This is a genomic window from Streptomyces sp. NPDC086777, from assembly GCF_040702065.1.
In the GTDB taxonomy this organism is placed as follows: Bacteria; Actinomycetota; Actinomycetes; order Streptomycetales; family Streptomycetaceae; genus Streptomyces.
On record NZ_JBFBJI010000041.1, the window covers coordinates 64,815 to 79,169 of the forward strand.

Here is a 14,355-nt window from a genome sequence, read left to right on the forward strand (position 1 = left end):
CTCCTGGGCGCAGGCATACCGCACAACGATAACGGGTATGGATGCGCGGCCAAAAACGAACAGGTCAGGGGGTCCGCTGTGGGGCCAACCCTGACCTGTCTTGCCTAGGAGCGCTGGGGGTCCCCCCGGCCGAAGGCTGGGGGAGGAACTGCGCGAACAACCCCCACCGGCCCGCAGCCGACGAACGACCGACTCAGTTCCTCTGAATCTGTCAGTTCTTCTGAATCTGGTCGAACGAGAGCTCGACCGGCGTCTCGCGCCCGAAGATCTCCACCAGACCCTTGACCTTCTTGGAGTCCGGGTTGATCTCGTTGATCGTCGCCTGCAGCGTGGCGAACGGACCGTCGGTCACCGTCACCGAGTCGCCCACCTCGAAGTCCAGCACCTGGACCTCGACCTTGCGCTGCGGCACCGGCTTGCCCTCGGCCTCCGCCGCCTCGCGGGCCGCCTTCTCCTCGGCCTCCGGCGCGAGCATCTTGACGATCTCGTCCAGGGTCAGCGGGTAGGGGTCGTACGCGTTGCCGACGAAGCCGGTGACACCCGGGGTGTTGCGGACGACACCCCACGACTCGTTGGTGAGGTCCATGCGGACGAGCACGTAGCCGGGCAGCTTGTTCTGCTTGATGGTCTTGCGGTCGCCGTTCTTGATCTGGACGACCTCTTCCTGCGGCACCTCGGCCTGGAAGATGTAGTCCTCGACGTTCAGCGAGACGGCGCGCTGCTCCAGGTTGGTCTTCACGCGGTTCTCGTAGCCGGCGTACGTGTGGATGACGTACCACTCGCCGGGGAGCACGCGCAGCTCCTCGCGCAGCGCCTGGACGGGGTCGACCGGCTCGGCGGGCTCCTCCTCGAGAACCTCTTCGGCCTCTTCGACCTCTTCGGCGTCGACGTCCTCGTCCTCCGCCGCGCCCTCGTCCTCGACGTGGACCGCGGTCTCCTCGGCCGGCTCCCCCAGTTCGGCCTCGGCAGCCTCGAACTCGTCCTGCTCGTCCGCGCCCTCGACGATGTCCAGCTCGTCTTCGCGGGCCTCTTCGGGCTCGACGGCCTCGACGGCGTCGTTCAGGTTCGGGTCAGACACGATGGCTGCTTCTTCCTGGATACATAGGGGTGGAACATGCGAAAACGGGCGCCGGTACCACGGCGCCCTTCGCTCTGTGCTCAGCCGAAGACGTACTTGGCCGCGTGGTTGAGTCCATAGTCAATCACGGTCACCAGAGCGATCATGATGGCGACGAAGAAGATCACCACGGTGGTGTACGACGTCAACTGGTTACGAGTCGGCCAGACTACCTTGCGGAGCTCCGCGATGATCTGGCGGTAGAAGGTGGCAAGGCGCTTCAGCGGGCCCTTCTTGGCACGCTTGCCGCCCTTGCGGCCCTTCTTCTTGGACTCCTGCACCTCATCGGCATCAGGCGTGTCGATGGAGCCCACGGCGTCCGTCATTCGTCCTCACCTGGTCCCGGGTCATGGCCGTGCCGCGCCCGGTTTCTGGAGCCGCACGGCGGTGCAATGCTTGTACGTACATGCGCACACATCCTGGCGGTGTGTGTAGCAGGGCCGGAGGGACTTGAACCCCCAACCGCCGGTTTTGGAGACCGGTGCTCTACCAATTGAGCTACGACCCTTTGCTGTGTCCCCAACGTACCGCATCCGACCGGGTGCTCGGTGTGCACCTGCTCACGCACGGCCGCTGGAGGCCAACGAGTGGAGAGTGTACGTGGTCCGGGGGCCCGCGTCGAACAGAAAGCGGCAGTCCGGGCCGACCGTACGGGAGATCGTCCTGGCCCCGGGGCGGAACCGCACGCCTGTGCAGGGTTCGACCCGTAGTTGTTCAGTCCGTGAAACCGGCGTGCCGGGCAGGTTTCCGGTCTGAAACGATGGGCCCCATGAGCGCTGCAACCCCTCCCACCGAGCGCCGGGTCTCCGCCCGAGTCGGCGCGATCTCCGAGTCCGCCACCCTCGCCGTGGACGCCAAGGCCAAGGCCCTCAAGGCCGCCGGGCGCCCGGTGATCGGCTTCGGCGCCGGTGAGCCCGACTTCCCGACGCCGGACTACATCGTCGAAGCCGCCGTCGAGGCCTGCAAGAACCCGAAGTACCACCGCTACACCCCGGCCGGCGGCCTGCCCGAGCTGAAGGCCGCGATCGCCGCGAAGACGCTGCGCGACTCCGGCTACGAGGTCGACGCCTCCCAGGTCCTCGTCACCAACGGCGGCAAGCAGGCCATCTACGAGGCCTTCGCCGCGATTCTCGACCCGGGCGACGAGGTCATCGTCCCCGCGCCGTACTGGACGACGTACCCGGAGTCGATCCGCCTGGCCGGCGGCGTCCCGGTCGAGGTCGTCGCGGACGAGACCACCGGCTACCGCGTCTCGGTGGAGCAGCTGGAGGCGGCCCGCACCGAGAAGACGAAGGTCGTGCTCTTCGTCTCCCCGTCGAACCCGACCGGCGCGGTCTACAGCGAGGCCGAGACCGAGGCGATCGGCCGCTGGGCCGTGGAGCACGGCCTGTGGGTGCTCACGGACGAGATCTACGAGCACCTGGTCTACGGCGACGCGAAGTTCACCTCGCTGCCGGCGGTCCTGCCCGAGCTGCGCGATAAGTGCATCGTCGTCAACGGCGTGGCGAAGACGTACGCCATGACCGGCTGGCGGGTGGGCTGGGTCATCGGCCCCAAGGACGTCGTCAAGGCGGCCACGAACCTCCAGTCGCACGCCACCTCGAACGTCTCCAACGTGGCGCAGGTCGCCGCCCTGGCCGCCGTCACCGGCGACCTGGAGGCCGTGGCGACGATGCGCGAGGCCTTCGACCGGCGCCGCCGGACGATCGTGCGGATGCTCAACGAGATCGACGGCGTGGTCTGCCCCGAGCCCGAGGGTGCCTTCTACGTCTACCCGTCGGTCAAGGAGCTGCTCGGCAAGGAGATCCGCGGGAAGCGCCCGCAGGACTCGGTCGAGCTGGCCGCGCTGATCCTGGAGGAGGCCGAGGTCGCGGTCGTCCCCGGCGAGGCCTTCGGCACGCCCGGCTACCTGCGGCTGTCGTACGCGCTGGGTGACGAGGACCTCGTCGAGGGCGTGAGCCGGATGCAGAAGCTGCTGGCCGAGGCGAAGGACTGACGCCTTCTCGCGCCGCACACGCGCGTGCGGGCCGTCTCCCTGCGGGGAGGCGGCCCGTTCTCGTGTGCGAGCAAGGCCACTAATGGGGAATCGGCTACCGGTACGGCGGGTGCGTACGGCAGGATCCTGGAATGGAGCACGTACGTGATGTCTCTGAGCTGCCGAAAGCTCATCTGCATCTGCATTTCACCGGTTCGATGCGGCCGGGAACCGTCCTGGAACTGGCCGACAAGTACGGCGTGCGCCTCCCCGAGGCGCTGACCGACGCCCTGACCAGCGGCGAGCCACCGAGACTGCGGGCCACCGACGAGCGGGGCTGGTTCCGCTTCCAGCGGCTGTACGACGCCGCGCGCTCCTGCCTGAGAGAGCCCGAGGACATCCGGCGCCTGGTCCGGGAGGCAGCCGAGGAGGACCTGAGGGACGGTTCGCGCTGGCTGGAGATCCAGGTGGACCCCACGTCGTACGCCCCGCGCCTCGGCGGTCTGATCCCGGCCCTGGAGATCATCCTGGACGCGGTGGAGACGACCTCCCGGGAGACCGGCCTCGGTATGCGCGTCCTGGTGGCCGCGAACCGCATGAAGCACCCCCTGGACGCGCGCACGCTGGCCCGGCTCGCCATCCGGTACGCGGACCGGGGCGTGGTCGGCTTCGGACTGTCGAACGACGAGCGGCGGGGCATGGCCCGGGACTTCGACCGGGCGTTCCACATCGCGCGGGAGGGCGGCCTGCTGGCGGCCCCGCACGGCGGCGAGCTGACCGGGCCGGCCTCGGTACGGGACTGCCTGGACGACCTGCATGCCTCCCGCATCGGGCACGGCGTCCGGGCGGCGGAGGACCCGAGGCTGCTCAAGCGCCTGGCGGACCGGGGGATCACCTGCGAGGTGTGCCCGGCCTCCAACGTGGCCCTGGGCGTCTACGAGAAGCCCGAGGACGTCCCGTTGCGCACCCTCTTCGACGCCGGCGTCCCGATGGCCCTGGGCGCCGACGACCCGCTCCTGTTCGGCTCCCGGCTGGCCGCGCAGTACGACATCGCGCGCGAGCACCACGCCTTCTCCGACGCCGAACTGGCCGAGCTGGCCCGCCAGTCGGTACGCGGCTCGGCGGCACCGCAGGACGTGCAGGCCGGGCTCCTGGCGGACATCGACGCCTGGCTGACCGCCCCGGTGTCCTGATCCCCGGTCACCGGCGGGCGGGCTCCTCGGCGCCGGAGAGCCCCGAGAGCCCGCCGAGCAGCGTGCGGGCGATGCGGGCGGCGAACGCGTCCACCGGCGGACGCCGGCCGGTCTCCGTCGCCTCGTAGGAGAAGACGCGCTGGACGCAGGCGCCGAGGAGCAGGGCGGCGGCCGCGGACGTGTCGGCGTCGGGCCGGATCCGGCCGAGGGCCGCCTCGGCGCGCAGGTAGCCGTCCAGGGCTCGCATCGGCACGTGCGGTCCCGCGCCGATGGTGCGCAGTGTGTCGTCGAGCTTCCGTTTGAGCTGCTGCTCGGCGTAGAGGGACGCGGTGATCGGGAAGCTCTCCTCGTAGAAGAGCGCGGCCTGACGGGCGATCTGCGTGAGGTTGTCCTCCAGGCTGCCCCGGCCGGGTTCGACGGTGAGCTCGCCGAGGAGCGGGAGGAGCCGCGGCAGCCGCTCGGTGAGCACGTGCACGAACAGCTCTTCCTTGCTGGGGAAGTACTTGTAGAGGGCCGCCTCGGAGCAGTCGGCCGCCCTGGCGATCTCCTTGGTGGTGACGCGGGCGAGCCCGACGGTGCGCATCAGCTCGTGAGCGGCGTCGAGGATGCGGACGCGGGCCGGTTTCTGCTCCATGGCATCCAAGGATCACATGCCCCTTCCGGCGATTCCGACGGACTTCCCGAGAAGCCTTGACGGGTGGGTGAGTGCTTACTCACCCTAGAGGTGGCAGGGGGTGAGTGAATACTCACCCACCCCGACCGCAGTCACTCAGTCCATGTGCTGGAACGGGAGCAGTCATGAATCTCACTGTGTTCGGCGCGACCGGCGGGATAGGCCGGGAGATCGTCCGTCAGGCGCTGGCGTCCGGCCACCGGGTCACGGCGGTCGTCCGCGACCCTGCCCGGCTGACCGTGACCGGCACGGGCCTGGAGGTGGTGCGCGCGGACCTCACCGACCCCGAGGCGGTCCGCCCGGCGGTGACCGGGCGGAACGCGGTCCTGTCCGGTCTGGGCCCGCGCTCCCGGGGGGACGCCGGCGTCGCCGCCCGGCTGACCCGCACGGTCCTGGCCGCCATGGAGGCGGAGGCCGTACGACGGCTGGTGGTGGTCAGCGCCGCGCCGGTGGGCCCGGAACCGGGCGACGGCCTGCTGGACCGCACGATGCGCGGTGTGGTCGCCACCGTCCTGAAGCCGGTCTACGACGACCTGCGCGAGATGGAGGCCGAACTGTCCCGCAGCGGCACCGACTGGACCTCCGTACGCCCGCCGCGCCTGCAGGACAGGCCGCTGACCGGTACCTACCGCACGGTGGTGGGCGGCTTCCCGCGCAGGGGACGCTTCATCGCGCGGGCGGACGTGGCCCACGCGATGCTCGCGATGGTCGAGGACACGGGGACGGTGAAGCAGGGGGTGGGGGTGGCCTACTGATTCCGGCGGAGCCCTCAGAGGCTGACGCCGACGGTCACCGGCTCGTTGACCAGGGTCACGCCGAAGGCCTCGCGGACCCCGGCGACGACCTCCCGGGCCAGCCCCAGCAGGTCCTCGGTCGTGGCCCCGCCCCGGTTGGTCAGCGCCAGCGTGTGCTTCGTGGAGATCCGGGCCGCGCCACTGCCGTACCCCTTGGCGAACCCGGCCTTGTCGATCAGCCAGGCCGCCGAGGTCTTGGTGCGGCCGTCCCCGGCGGGGTAGGCGGGCGGCTCGGCCGCGTCGCCGAGCCGTTCGCGCACGCGCGCGTGGAAGGCGGCGAACTGCTGGTCCGTGAGGATCGGGTTCGTGAAGAAGGACCCGGCCGACCAGGTGTCGTGGTCCTCGGGGTCCAGCACCATGCCCTTGCTGGCGCGCAGCTTGAGCACGGTCTCGCGGGCGTCGGCGAGCGGCACCCGGTCCCCCGGCTCCACCCCGAGCGCCCGCGCGGCCTCCGCGTACCGCACCGGCGCCGACAGCCCGCCCGCGTCCTCCAGCCCGAACCGGACGCGCAGGACGACGTACCGCTCCGGGTCGGCCTTGAACCGGCTGTGCCGGTACGAGAACGCACAGTCCTCGTTCGCCAGCGTCACCGTCGCGCCGGTCCGCCGGTCGTACGCGACGACCTCGGTGACGGTCGCGGAGACCTCCTGCCCGTACGCCCCCACGTTCTGGATGGGCGTGGCCCCCGCGGATCCCGGGATGCCGGCGAGGCACTCGATGCCCGCGAGGCCGGCTTCGACGGTGCGGGCGACCGCGTCGGTCCACACCTCGCCGGCCGCCAGTTCCAGCGTCGTACCGCGCAGTTCGAAACCGGTGGTGGCGATGCGCAGGGCGGTGCCGTCGAAGCCCTTGTCGCCGATGACCAGGTTCGATCCGCCGCCGATGACCAGCAGCGGGGTACCGCTGTCGTCGGCCGCGCGGACGGCGGTGATCACCTCGGCGTCGGTGGTCGCGGTGACCAGCCGGGTGGCGGGGCCGCCGAGCCGGAAGGTGGTGAGGGGGGCGAGGGGGGCGTCGTGGAGTTCCTGCACGCGCCCAAGACTACGAGACGCCGCCGGCGGTCCGGCCGCCACGAGCGGCACGCGCGCGTGGAGCCCCGTCCGCACCGGAAACGGGGCCCCACGCGCGCGTGCCGTCAGCCGTCGTCAGCCGCCGACTGTCTCCAGAGCCGGGGCCGGCTCCCCCTCGGCCACGAGCCGCGCAGCGCGCCGCCGGCCGGGGATGGCCAGGGCCGCGATCCCGGCGAGGGCCACCACGGCCGAGCCGGTGACCAGGGCGGGCTGCAGTCCGTCCACGAAGCTCTGGGCGCTCTGGTAGCCGCCCTGGGCGGCGAAGATGGACGACATGACCGCGACGCCGAGTGCGCCGCCGACCTCGCGCAGCGCGTTGTTGGCGCCGGAGGCGATGCCCTGTTCCTGCGGGCGTACGGCGGACATCACCAGGTTGGCGGCCGGGGCGAAGTACAGGGCCATGCCGATGCCGCTGACGATCAGGCCGGGCAGCTGGGCGCCGTAGGAGGCGTCGGCGGTGACGACCGAGGCCAGGTAGCCGAGCCCGGCGGCCTGGAGGAAGAGCCCGGCCGCGACGACCGGGCGGCCGCCTATGCGGTCGGAGAGGATGCCGGCGATCGGCGCGACGATCATCGGCATGCCGGTCCAGGGCAGCATCCTGAGGCCGGCCTCGGTGGGCGAGTAGCCGAGCACGCCCTGCATGTACTGGCTGAGCAGGAAGATCGACCCGAACATCCCGAGGAACATCAGCAGGCTGGCCGCGTTGATCCCGGAGAAGGCACGGGAGCGGAAGAGCCGCATCGGCAGCATGGGGTTCTTGGCGCGGCTGCCGTGCAGGACGAAGCCGGCGAGCAGGGCGCCGCCCGCGAACAGCCCGGTGAGCACGAGCGGGCTGGTCCAGCCGTCGGCGGGGCCGCGCACCAGGCCGTAGACGATCCCGAAGAGGCCGCCGCTGGCGAGCAGGGTGCCGGGGATGTCGAGCGGGGCGCCGGTGCCGTGCGACTCGGCGAGGCGGAGGCGGGCGAGCGGCAGCAGGGCGAGGCCGAGCGGTACGTTCAGCCAGAAGATCCAATGCCAGGACACGTGTTCGGTGAGGCTGCCGCCGATGAGCGGTCCGGAGGCGACCGCGAGCCCGTTGACGGCACCCCAGATGCCGTACGCCATTCCGCGTTTGGCCTCGGGCACGGCCGCCGTCAGCAGGGTGAGGGTGAGCGGCATCATCACGGCCGCGCCGACGCCCTGCACCGCGCGGGCGGCGATCAGGGAGTCGATGCCGGGCGCCATGGCCGCGGCGGCGGAGGCGCCGGTGAAGACGGTCAGCCCGACGAGGAAGAGCCGGCGTCGGCCGAAGCGGTCACCCAGGGCCGCGCCGAACATCAGCAGGACGGCGAAGGTGAGCGTGTAGGCGCTCACGGTCCATTCGAGGTCGTCCAGGGCTCCGCCGAGGTCCTTGCGGATGGAGGGCAGAGCCGTGGTGACGACGAGGTTGTCGAGGGCCGCCATGAACCCGGCGACGCTGGTGATGACGAGGGCCCATGCGGCGCCCCCACGACGTGCGGTTTCTTCTGACATCGCTCCCCCAGAAGCATGGTCCGTGTTGGTTAGTTATTGATCACTAATTTTTGGGCGCAAGAAAAAGGCCGGCCCGGTACGGCGCACCGCACCTCACTCGTGGCCGCACTTCCCCAGGCCCCCCGTGACTTCGGCGTCCGAGAACATCCCGTGCCAGACCCGGTGTTCGGGCGGAAATCCCATGGCCGCGTAGGTGTTGATGAGCATCCCCTTGGCCAGGAAGGCCGTGGTGGTCTCGACATCCGCGCCGGAGAGCAGCTGAACGGCGTCCCAGAGGCGCGTCCACCTGTCCCGCACCAGCTCGCCGAACTCGTGCTCGCCCTCCGCCTCGGCCGCCGCCACGGTGATGTACGTCTGCATCTGCATCTGGAGCCGCTCCGGCCGCTCCTGGATCAGCCGCACGTACGTCTCCCCCATGACCCGCAGGGCTTCCTCGCCCTCGAGCCCCTCCGCCGCCTCCTCGAAGGCCTGCCGCATGTCGTCGATGCAGCGCTGCGAGGCCGCGGCGAAGATCGCCTTCTTGCCCGGGAAGAGCCGGAAGAGATACGGCTGCGAGACACCGACCCGCTTGGCGATCGCCTCCGTGGAGGTGCCGTAGTAGCCCCTCTGCGCGAACTCCGCGATCGCCGCACGAATGACGCTCTCGCGCCGCTCCTCTGCGCTCATCCTGACCATACAACGAAGTTAGTGGTCAATTACTAACTACGTCAAGGGCTGCCCGCCGAAGGCTTCGCCGCCCGCGACGCCGTGCCCGGCGACGCGTAAGGGGCGCCCGCACTGCAGGGCGCCCCTTACCGTTCGTGGAGCGGACCTCAGCCCAGCCGGACGACCGCCCGTGACATGCCCAGCACCTTCTGCCCGGCGCTCGTCGCCGTCAGGTCGACGCGCACGGTGTTGTCGTCGAGCTTGGCCGCGACCTTGCCGCTGACCTCGATCAAGGCCCCCTGGTCGTCGTTCGGGACGACGACGGGCTTGGTGAAGCGGACGCCGTAGTCGACGACCGCGCCCGGGTCGCCGATCCAGTCGGTGACCACACGGATCGCCTCGGCCATGGTGAACATGCCGTGGGCGATGACGTCCGGCAGGCCGACCTCCTTGGCGAACTTCTCGTTCCAGTGGATCGGATTGAAGTCCCCGGAGGCACCCGCGTACCGCACCAGCGTGGCGCGGGTCACGGGGAAGCTCTGCGCCGGCAGTTCGGTGCCGACCTCGACGTCCTCGTACGCGATCTTCGACGTCATCGGATGCTCACGCCCCGCCTTCTTCTTCGTCCGCCGCCCGGGCCACCAGCTTGGTCAGGGCGCTCACCACGAGCTCGCCGGTCTCGTCGTGGACGTCACCGCGGATGTCGATGATGTCGTTGCCCGCGAGGGACTTGATGGCCTCGATGGTCGAGGTGACACTCAGCCGGTCGCCGGCGCGCACCGGGCGCCGGTAGGCGAACTTCTGGTCACCGTGCACCACCCGGCTGTAGTCCAGGCCGAGCTGCGGGTCCTCGACGACCTGTCCGGCCGCTCGGAAAGTGATCGAGAAAACAAAAGTCGGCGGAGCGATCACGTCGGAATGGCCGAGCGCCTTGGCGGCCTCCGGATCCGTGTACACCGGGTTGGTGTCACCCACCGCCTCGGCGAACTCACGGATCTTCTCCCGGCCCACCTCGTAGGGCTCGGTGGGTGGGTAGGTCCGTCCCACGAAGGACTGGTCGAGCGCCATTGGCCCGGCACCTCCTGATGTCTGCTGTGCTGCCCCACAAACTAGCGGGAAAGGCATCGGCCGAAACGCCGTGAGGCCGCCCCCGAGTCGGGGACGGCCTCACGAACGAGCCTGTTTGTTATCGCGTTTCGCGGTGCGCGGTGTGCGCGTTGCAACGCGGGCAGTGCTTCTTCATCTCAAGACGGTCCGGGTTGTTACGCCGGTTCTTCTTGGTGATGTAGTTCCGCTCCTTGCACTCCACGCAGGCCAGCGTGATCTTCGGGCGGACGTCGGTGGCAGCCACGTGAGTGCTCCTAAGACGAACGGATGGACTGATTCAACGCAAGAAAGAGTAGCCGATCGAAGGACCGACCCCGCAATCGGCTACTGTCAGTAGCGGTGACCGGACTTGAACCGGTGACACAGCGATTATGAGCCGCTTGCTCTACCGACTGAGCTACACCGCTTTGATGAGATCGGTCCCCGCCTCGCGACGGGAACCTCCCACACCAGAGCCCCAATACGGAATCGAACCGTAGACCTTCTCCTTACCATGGAGACGCTCTGCCGACTGAGCTATTGGGGCGAGCGATGAAGACATTACACGGTCGGCCGCCGTTCGCCCAAATCCGTTTCCCGCCGCCCTTCCCGGCCCCCTCCGGGCCGCTTCTCGCCCCCTCCCACACGGCTCACGACGGCCTCCCGTGCCCCTCCCGTCACCCTCCACGCGCGCGTGGGGAACCGGTCCCCGCAGGTCCGACGGCTCCGGTACGACTATTGCGCTCCTCCCCGCCGCACGCGGCTCGCCGTCCTAGGCTCGACTCACTCTGCGTGATCTTGAGTCCCCTGCCCGGACCGACCCTGATGGAGCGCGATGCCCGACAGCCAGCCGCAGCCGCCCTCGTCGTCGTCCAACCCGCAGGGTTCCTCGGGCCACCCCGACCCGGCCGCGCTCCTGCTGTGCGGGGCGCGGCTCACCGACGGCAGGACCGTGGACGTACGGCTGGGCTGCGGACGCATCGAGGCGGTGGGCACGGCCGGCAGCCTGGCCCCGGGTCCGGCCCGCACGGGCGGCACACGCGTGGACCTGTCCGGCTACCTCCTCCTCCCCGCCCCCGCCGAACCGCACGCCCACGGCGACACCGCGCTCTCCGCCGAACACGACGGCCCGGTCTCCTACGAACCCGAGGACGTCCAGCGCCGCGCCACCGAGGCGGCCCTGCTGCAGCTGGGACACGGCACGACGGCGGTACGCGCGCACGTGCGCGTGGGCGACGTCCAGGGGCTGGGGGCCCTCGCCGCCGTCCTCCAGGCGCGCCGCTCGCTGCGCGGGCTCGCGGAGCTCACGGCGGTCGCGATGCCGCGCGTGCTGACCGGAATCGCCGGCGCCGACGGGCTCGCCATGTTGCGGGACGCCGCGAAGATGGGCGCGTCCGTCATGGGCGGCTGCCCCGACCTGGACCCCGACCCCACCGGCTACGCGGAGGCGGTCCTGGAGGTCGCCTCCGAACACGGCTGCCCGGTCGACCTGCACACGGACGCCACCGACCCGGCCCGGCTGGCCAGGCTCGCCGCGATGGCGGGCGGCATGCGCCCCGGCGTGGTCCTCGGACCGTGCGCCGGGCTGGCGCGCCTGCCCGCCGAGGTGGCCACGCGCATCGCGGACCAGCTCGCCGCGGCCGGCGTCACGGTGGTGTGCCTGCCCCAGGGCGGCTGCGGTGCCGTGGACCGCCGCGGCACTCCTCCGGTACGGCTGCTGCGCGCGGCCGGGGTGCGGATCGCCGCCGGCAGCGGCGCCCTGCGCGACCTGTCGAACCCCGTCGGCCGCGGCGACCCCCTGGAGGCGGCCTACCTCCTGGCGTCCCGGCACGGCCTGCGCCCCGAGGACGCCTACGACGCCGTGAGCGCCGCCTCCCGCGCCGCCCTCGGCCTGCCCGAGGTCCGCGTCGAGGCCGGCTTCCCCGCCGAACTCCTCGCGGTGCGCGGCGACCACCTGGCCGGCGCGCTCTCGCTCGCCTACAGCCGGATCGTGGTGCACCGGGGGCGCGTGGTGGCACGTACGAGCGCCGTCCGCGAGTACTGCAACTCGGCGGTGGCGGCGGAACTGGGGCTGCCGCGGCAGGGGCGGGGGGAGTTGTCCTGAGGGGCGCGGGAGCGCGCACCCCCACGCGCGGGCCGGGGCGCGGGAGCGCGCGAAACGGAGTACGGGATCCTCACGCCGCTCCCGAACCGGACCGGTGCGCCGGTAGTAACCACCCCGGCGCGTGGGGCGCATGAAGTCGTGCGGCGGATGCGGGGCTTCGGGCGTACGGTCTGAAACATGCGCATTGTCATCGCTGGTGGTCATGGTCAGATCGCGTTGCGGCTGGAGCGGCTGCTCTCCGCACGCGGGGACGAGGTCGCGGGAATCATCCGGAGGGCCGAGCAGGGCGACGACCTGCGGGCGGTCGGCGCCGAACCGGTGCTGCTGGACCTGGAGTCGGCGTCGGTCGACGAGGTCGCGGCGCTCCTGCAGGGGGCGGACGCGGCGGTGTTCGCGGCGGGCGCGGGCCCGGGCAGCGGCACTGCCCGCAAGGAGACGGTGGACAAGGGCGCGGCGGTGCTGTTCGCGGACGCGGCCGTGCGCGCGGGCGTACGCCGTTTCGTGGTCGTCTCCTCGATGGGCGCCGACCCGACACACCGGGGCGACGGCGTCTTCGACGTGTACCTGCGGGCCAAGGGCGAGGCCGACGCGTACGTGACCGGGCAGAGCGCCCTCGACTGGACGATCCTGCGCCCCGGTTCGCTGACGGACGCGCCGGGCACCGGTCTGGTGCGGCTGGAGGCGCACACGGGCCGGGGTGCGGTCACCCGCGACGACGTGGCCGCCGTACTGGCGGAGTTGGTGGACACCTCGGCGACCGCCGGCCTGACCCTGGAGCTGATCGGCGGGTCGACGCCGGTCTCGGTGGCCGTGAAGTCGGTGGCCGGGAACTGAGTTCTCAGAACAGCGGCAGCTGCCCGGGGAACTCCGGCACGACGTACCCGTCCAACGTGGGTTCCACGGCCCCGATCCGGGCCTGCTGCCGCGAGCCGGAACAGGAGACGAGCTCTCCGGCCTCGCGGGCCCCGGGCGGGTCGTGCCGTGCGAATCGGCCCGCCACGACGGCGATTTCGCGGTGGCACACCGGGCAGGTTCTGCGTCGGGAGGACATGCGTTCAGTGTGCCCCGAGGCGGGGTGCCCGCCGCGGACCGCTACCCGGCCGCCGCACCGGCGAAGCGCCTCCATGATCTTCGTCACGACCCACGCCCGCGCCCCGCGTACACGCCCCGCATCCACCCGGTCCGCCCCATGCGACGGCATGCGGCCGAACACATGACGAAGGGCCCGTGACCTGCTGGATAGCAGGTCACGGGCCCTTCGTTCCCGTGTGGCGGCGCCAGGATTCGAACCTGGGAAGGCTGAGCCGGCAGATTTACAGTCTGCTCCCTTTGGCCGCTCGGGCACACCGCCGGGGTTTTGCCGCCAGATCGAACCGCTCTTCGGCGGTGCTCCCTGGCAACGACGTAAACAATACCCGATCCGCAGGGGTGCTCCGCCACCCGATTGATCGCCGCTCGCGGGACGCGGGGTGGCTAGGCTGGTGCGGATGCGGCCCGGTCCCCACCCCGGGCTCGGCGGCTGCCGTCGCGCGCCGCGACGCATCCCGTCACAACCCCGATACAAGGAGCCACAGGACATGGCCGACTCCAGTTTCGACATCGTCTCGAAGGTCGAGCGGCAGGAGGTCGACAACGCCCTCAACCAGGCCGCCAAGGAGGTCTCGCAGCGTTACGACTTCAAGGGCGTGGACGCCTCGATCGCCTGGTCCGGCGAGAAGATCCTGATGCAGGCGAACTCCGAGGAACGGGTCAAGGCGATCCTCGACGTCTTCCAGTCGAAGCTGATCAAGCGTGGCATCTCGCTGAAGGCGCTGGACGCGGGTGAGCCGCAGCTCTCCGGCAAGGAGTACAAGATCTTCGCGTCGATCGAGGAGGGCATCTCCCAGGAGAACGCGAAGAAGGTCGCGAAGATCATCCGCGACGAGGGCCCCAAGGGCGTGAAGGCCCAGGTCCAGGGTGACGAACTGCGGGTCAGCTCCAAGAGCCGCGACGACCTCCAGGCCGTGATCACGCTCCTGAAGGGCCAGGACTTCGACTTCGCGCTCCAGTTCGTGAACTACCGGTAGGCAGCGCCTTCGAAGTACGAGAAGGGCGGGGCCCCCCCCGGGGGCCCCCCCCGAGTAATTACCCCGGGCCGGCCGCGCCCGGGGGCGGGGGGTGGGCGGTGTTTGCGCAAAGGCGGAGGG

16 protein-coding genes and 4 tRNA genes are annotated in these 14,355 nt (G+C 70.8%); 6 read left to right on the forward strand and 14 right to left on the reverse strand.

All coding sequences use genetic code 11. The annotated features are described in order from the left end of the window. Positions 1-211: 211 nt before the first annotated feature. The 3 genes from nusG to AB0472_RS38010 form a co-directional block, all read right to left on the reverse strand. Positions 212-1,078 carry a transcription termination/antitermination protein NusG gene (gene nusG / locus AB0472_RS38000; protein WP_366363577.1) on the reverse strand — a complete coding sequence of 289 codons (867 nt, stop codon included), beginning with the start codon at positions 1,076-1,078 and terminating at the stop codon, positions 212-214. An 80-nt stretch (positions 1,079-1,158) separates the two neighbouring features. Further along, positions 1,159-1,443, reverse strand: a complete 285-nt coding sequence (gene secE / locus AB0472_RS38005) for a preprotein translocase subunit SecE (protein WP_093499675.1) — start codon at positions 1,441-1,443, stop codon at positions 1,159-1,161. A gap of 109 nt (positions 1,444-1,552) precedes the next feature. Further along, positions 1,553-1,625 (reverse strand) — tRNA-Trp (locus AB0472_RS38010). 261 nt (positions 1,626-1,886) lie between these two features. Between AB0472_RS38010 and AB0472_RS38015 the strand changes: the two genes are divergently transcribed. Beyond that, positions 1,887-3,113, forward strand: a complete 1,227-nt coding sequence (locus AB0472_RS38015) for a pyridoxal phosphate-dependent aminotransferase (protein WP_366363579.1) — start codon at positions 1,887-1,889, stop codon at positions 3,111-3,113. Between the two features lie 131 nt (positions 3,114-3,244). Further along, positions 3,245-4,285 (forward strand): adenosine deaminase, encoded by a 1,041-nt coding sequence (locus AB0472_RS38020; protein WP_366363581.1) that lies wholly within the window; start codon positions 3,245-3,247, stop codon positions 4,283-4,285. 7 nt (positions 4,286-4,292) lie between these two features. Here the strand turns inward: AB0472_RS38020 and AB0472_RS38025 are convergent, their stop codons facing one another. Further along, positions 4,293-4,919, reverse strand: a complete 627-nt coding sequence (locus AB0472_RS38025; RefSeq protein ID WP_366363583.1) for a helix-turn-helix domain-containing protein — start codon at positions 4,917-4,919, stop codon at positions 4,293-4,295. 164 nt (positions 4,920-5,083) lie between these two features. Here AB0472_RS38025 and AB0472_RS38030 point away from each other — a divergent pair, with 164 nt between their 5' ends. Beyond that, on the forward strand, positions 5,084-5,713 hold the full coding sequence (locus tag AB0472_RS38030; RefSeq protein ID WP_366363585.1) for an NAD(P)H-binding protein: 630 nt from the start codon (positions 5,084-5,086) through the stop codon (positions 5,711-5,713). A gap of 14 nt (positions 5,714-5,727) precedes the next feature. Here the strand turns inward: AB0472_RS38030 and AB0472_RS38035 are convergent, their stop codons facing one another. The 8 genes from AB0472_RS38035 to AB0472_RS38070 all read right to left on the reverse strand — a co-directional run bounded on the left by AB0472_RS38035 (position 5,728) and on the right by AB0472_RS38070 (position 10,612). Further along, positions 5,728-6,783 (reverse strand): UDP-N-acetylmuramate dehydrogenase, encoded by a 1,056-nt coding sequence (locus tag AB0472_RS38035; protein ID WP_366363587.1) that lies wholly within the window; start codon positions 6,781-6,783, stop codon positions 5,728-5,730. Positions 6,784-6,897: 114 nt separating this feature from the next. After that, entirely contained in the window at positions 6,898-8,334 is a 1,437-nt protein-coding gene (locus AB0472_RS38040; RefSeq protein ID WP_366363589.1) for a DHA2 family efflux MFS transporter permease subunit, read from the reverse strand. A gap of 93 nt (positions 8,335-8,427) precedes the next feature. Further along, positions 8,428-9,009, reverse strand: coding sequence for a helix-turn-helix domain-containing protein (locus AB0472_RS38045; RefSeq protein WP_366363591.1), 582 nt, complete (start codon positions 9,007-9,009; stop codon positions 8,428-8,430). A 137-nt stretch (positions 9,010-9,146) separates the two neighbouring features. Continuing rightward, positions 9,147-9,575, reverse strand: a complete 429-nt coding sequence (locus tag AB0472_RS38050) for a MaoC family dehydratase (protein ID WP_366363593.1) — start codon at positions 9,573-9,575, stop codon at positions 9,147-9,149. 7 nt (positions 9,576-9,582) lie between these two features. Beyond that, on the reverse strand, positions 9,583-10,047 hold the full coding sequence (locus tag AB0472_RS38055; RefSeq protein ID WP_366363595.1) for a MaoC family dehydratase N-terminal domain-containing protein: 465 nt from the start codon (positions 10,045-10,047) through the stop codon (positions 9,583-9,585). A gap of 118 nt (positions 10,048-10,165) precedes the next feature. Further along, positions 10,166-10,330, reverse strand: a complete 165-nt coding sequence (rpmG, locus tag AB0472_RS38060) for a 50S ribosomal protein L33 (RefSeq protein ID WP_003948671.1) — start codon at positions 10,328-10,330, stop codon at positions 10,166-10,168. A gap of 90 nt (positions 10,331-10,420) precedes the next feature. Then, positions 10,421-10,493 (reverse strand) — tRNA-Met (locus AB0472_RS38065). 46 nt (positions 10,494-10,539) lie between these two features. Further along, positions 10,540-10,612: transfer RNA gene (locus AB0472_RS38070), tRNA-Thr, on the reverse strand. 288 nt (positions 10,613-10,900) lie between these two features. Here AB0472_RS38070 and AB0472_RS38075 point away from each other — a divergent pair. Continuing rightward, on the forward strand, positions 10,901-12,169 hold the full coding sequence (locus AB0472_RS38075) for an amidohydrolase family protein (protein ID WP_366363597.1): 1,269 nt from the start codon (positions 10,901-10,903) through the stop codon (positions 12,167-12,169). Between the two features lie 177 nt (positions 12,170-12,346). After that, the gene (locus AB0472_RS38080) at positions 12,347-13,003 is read left to right on the forward strand and encodes an SDR family oxidoreductase (RefSeq protein ID WP_366363599.1); all 657 of its coding nucleotides are present in this window, start codon (positions 12,347-12,349) and stop codon (positions 13,001-13,003) included. Positions 13,004-13,007: 4 nt separating this feature from the next. On the opposite strand, the gene AB0472_RS38085 is transcribed toward AB0472_RS38080, so the two are convergent. Together AB0472_RS38085 and AB0472_RS38090 are read right to left on the reverse strand one after the other, a co-directional pair. After that, positions 13,008-13,220 (reverse strand): hypothetical protein, encoded by a 213-nt coding sequence (locus tag AB0472_RS38085; RefSeq protein ID WP_366363601.1) that lies wholly within the window; start codon positions 13,218-13,220, stop codon positions 13,008-13,010. A 218-nt stretch (positions 13,221-13,438) separates the two neighbouring features. After that, positions 13,439-13,520, reverse strand: a tRNA-Tyr gene (locus AB0472_RS38090). Between the two features lie 226 nt (positions 13,521-13,746). Between AB0472_RS38090 and AB0472_RS38095 the strand changes: the two genes are divergently transcribed. Further along, the gene (locus tag AB0472_RS38095) at positions 13,747-14,235 is read left to right on the forward strand and encodes a YajQ family cyclic di-GMP-binding protein (protein WP_366363603.1); all 489 of its coding nucleotides are present in this window, start codon (positions 13,747-13,749) and stop codon (positions 14,233-14,235) included. The last annotated feature ends 120 nt before the right edge of the window (positions 14,236-14,355 follow it).

Coding starts and splice junctions, on each gene's coding strand:
- secE (WP_093499675.1), bottom strand. CDS start 1,443: ATGACGGACGCCGTGGGCTCCATCGACACGCCTGATGCCGATGAGGTG.
- AB0472_RS38015 (WP_366363579.1), top strand. CDS start 1,887: ATGAGCGCTGCAACCCCTCCCACCGAGCGCCGGGTCTCCGCCCGAGTC.
- AB0472_RS38020 (WP_366363581.1), top strand. CDS start 3,245: ATGGAGCACGTACGTGATGTCTCTGAGCTGCCGAAAGCTCATCTGCAT.
- AB0472_RS38025 (WP_366363583.1), bottom strand. CDS start 4,919: ATGGAGCAGAAACCGGCCCGCGTCCGCATCCTCGACGCCGCTCACGAG.
- AB0472_RS38030 (WP_366363585.1), top strand. CDS start 5,084: ATGAATCTCACTGTGTTCGGCGCGACCGGCGGGATAGGCCGGGAGATC.
- AB0472_RS38040 (WP_366363589.1), bottom strand. CDS start 8,334: ATGTCAGAAGAAACCGCACGTCGTGGGGGCGCCGCATGGGCCCTCGTC.
- AB0472_RS38045 (WP_366363591.1), bottom strand. CDS start 9,009: ATGGTCAGGATGAGCGCAGAGGAGCGGCGCGAGAGCGTCATTCGTGCG.
- AB0472_RS38050 (WP_366363593.1), bottom strand. CDS start 9,575: ATGACGTCGAAGATCGCGTACGAGGACGTCGAGGTCGGCACCGAACTG.
- AB0472_RS38055 (WP_366363595.1), bottom strand. CDS start 10,047: ATGGCGCTCGACCAGTCCTTCGTGGGACGGACCTACCCACCCACCGAG.
- AB0472_RS38075 (WP_366363597.1), top strand. CDS start 10,901: ATGCCCGACAGCCAGCCGCAGCCGCCCTCGTCGTCGTCCAACCCGCAG.
- AB0472_RS38080 (WP_366363599.1), top strand. CDS start 12,347: ATGCGCATTGTCATCGCTGGTGGTCATGGTCAGATCGCGTTGCGGCTG.
- AB0472_RS38085 (WP_366363601.1), bottom strand. CDS start 13,220: ATGTCCTCCCGACGCAGAACCTGCCCGGTGTGCCACCGCGAAATCGCC.
- AB0472_RS38095 (WP_366363603.1), top strand. CDS start 13,747: ATGGCCGACTCCAGTTTCGACATCGTCTCGAAGGTCGAGCGGCAGGAG.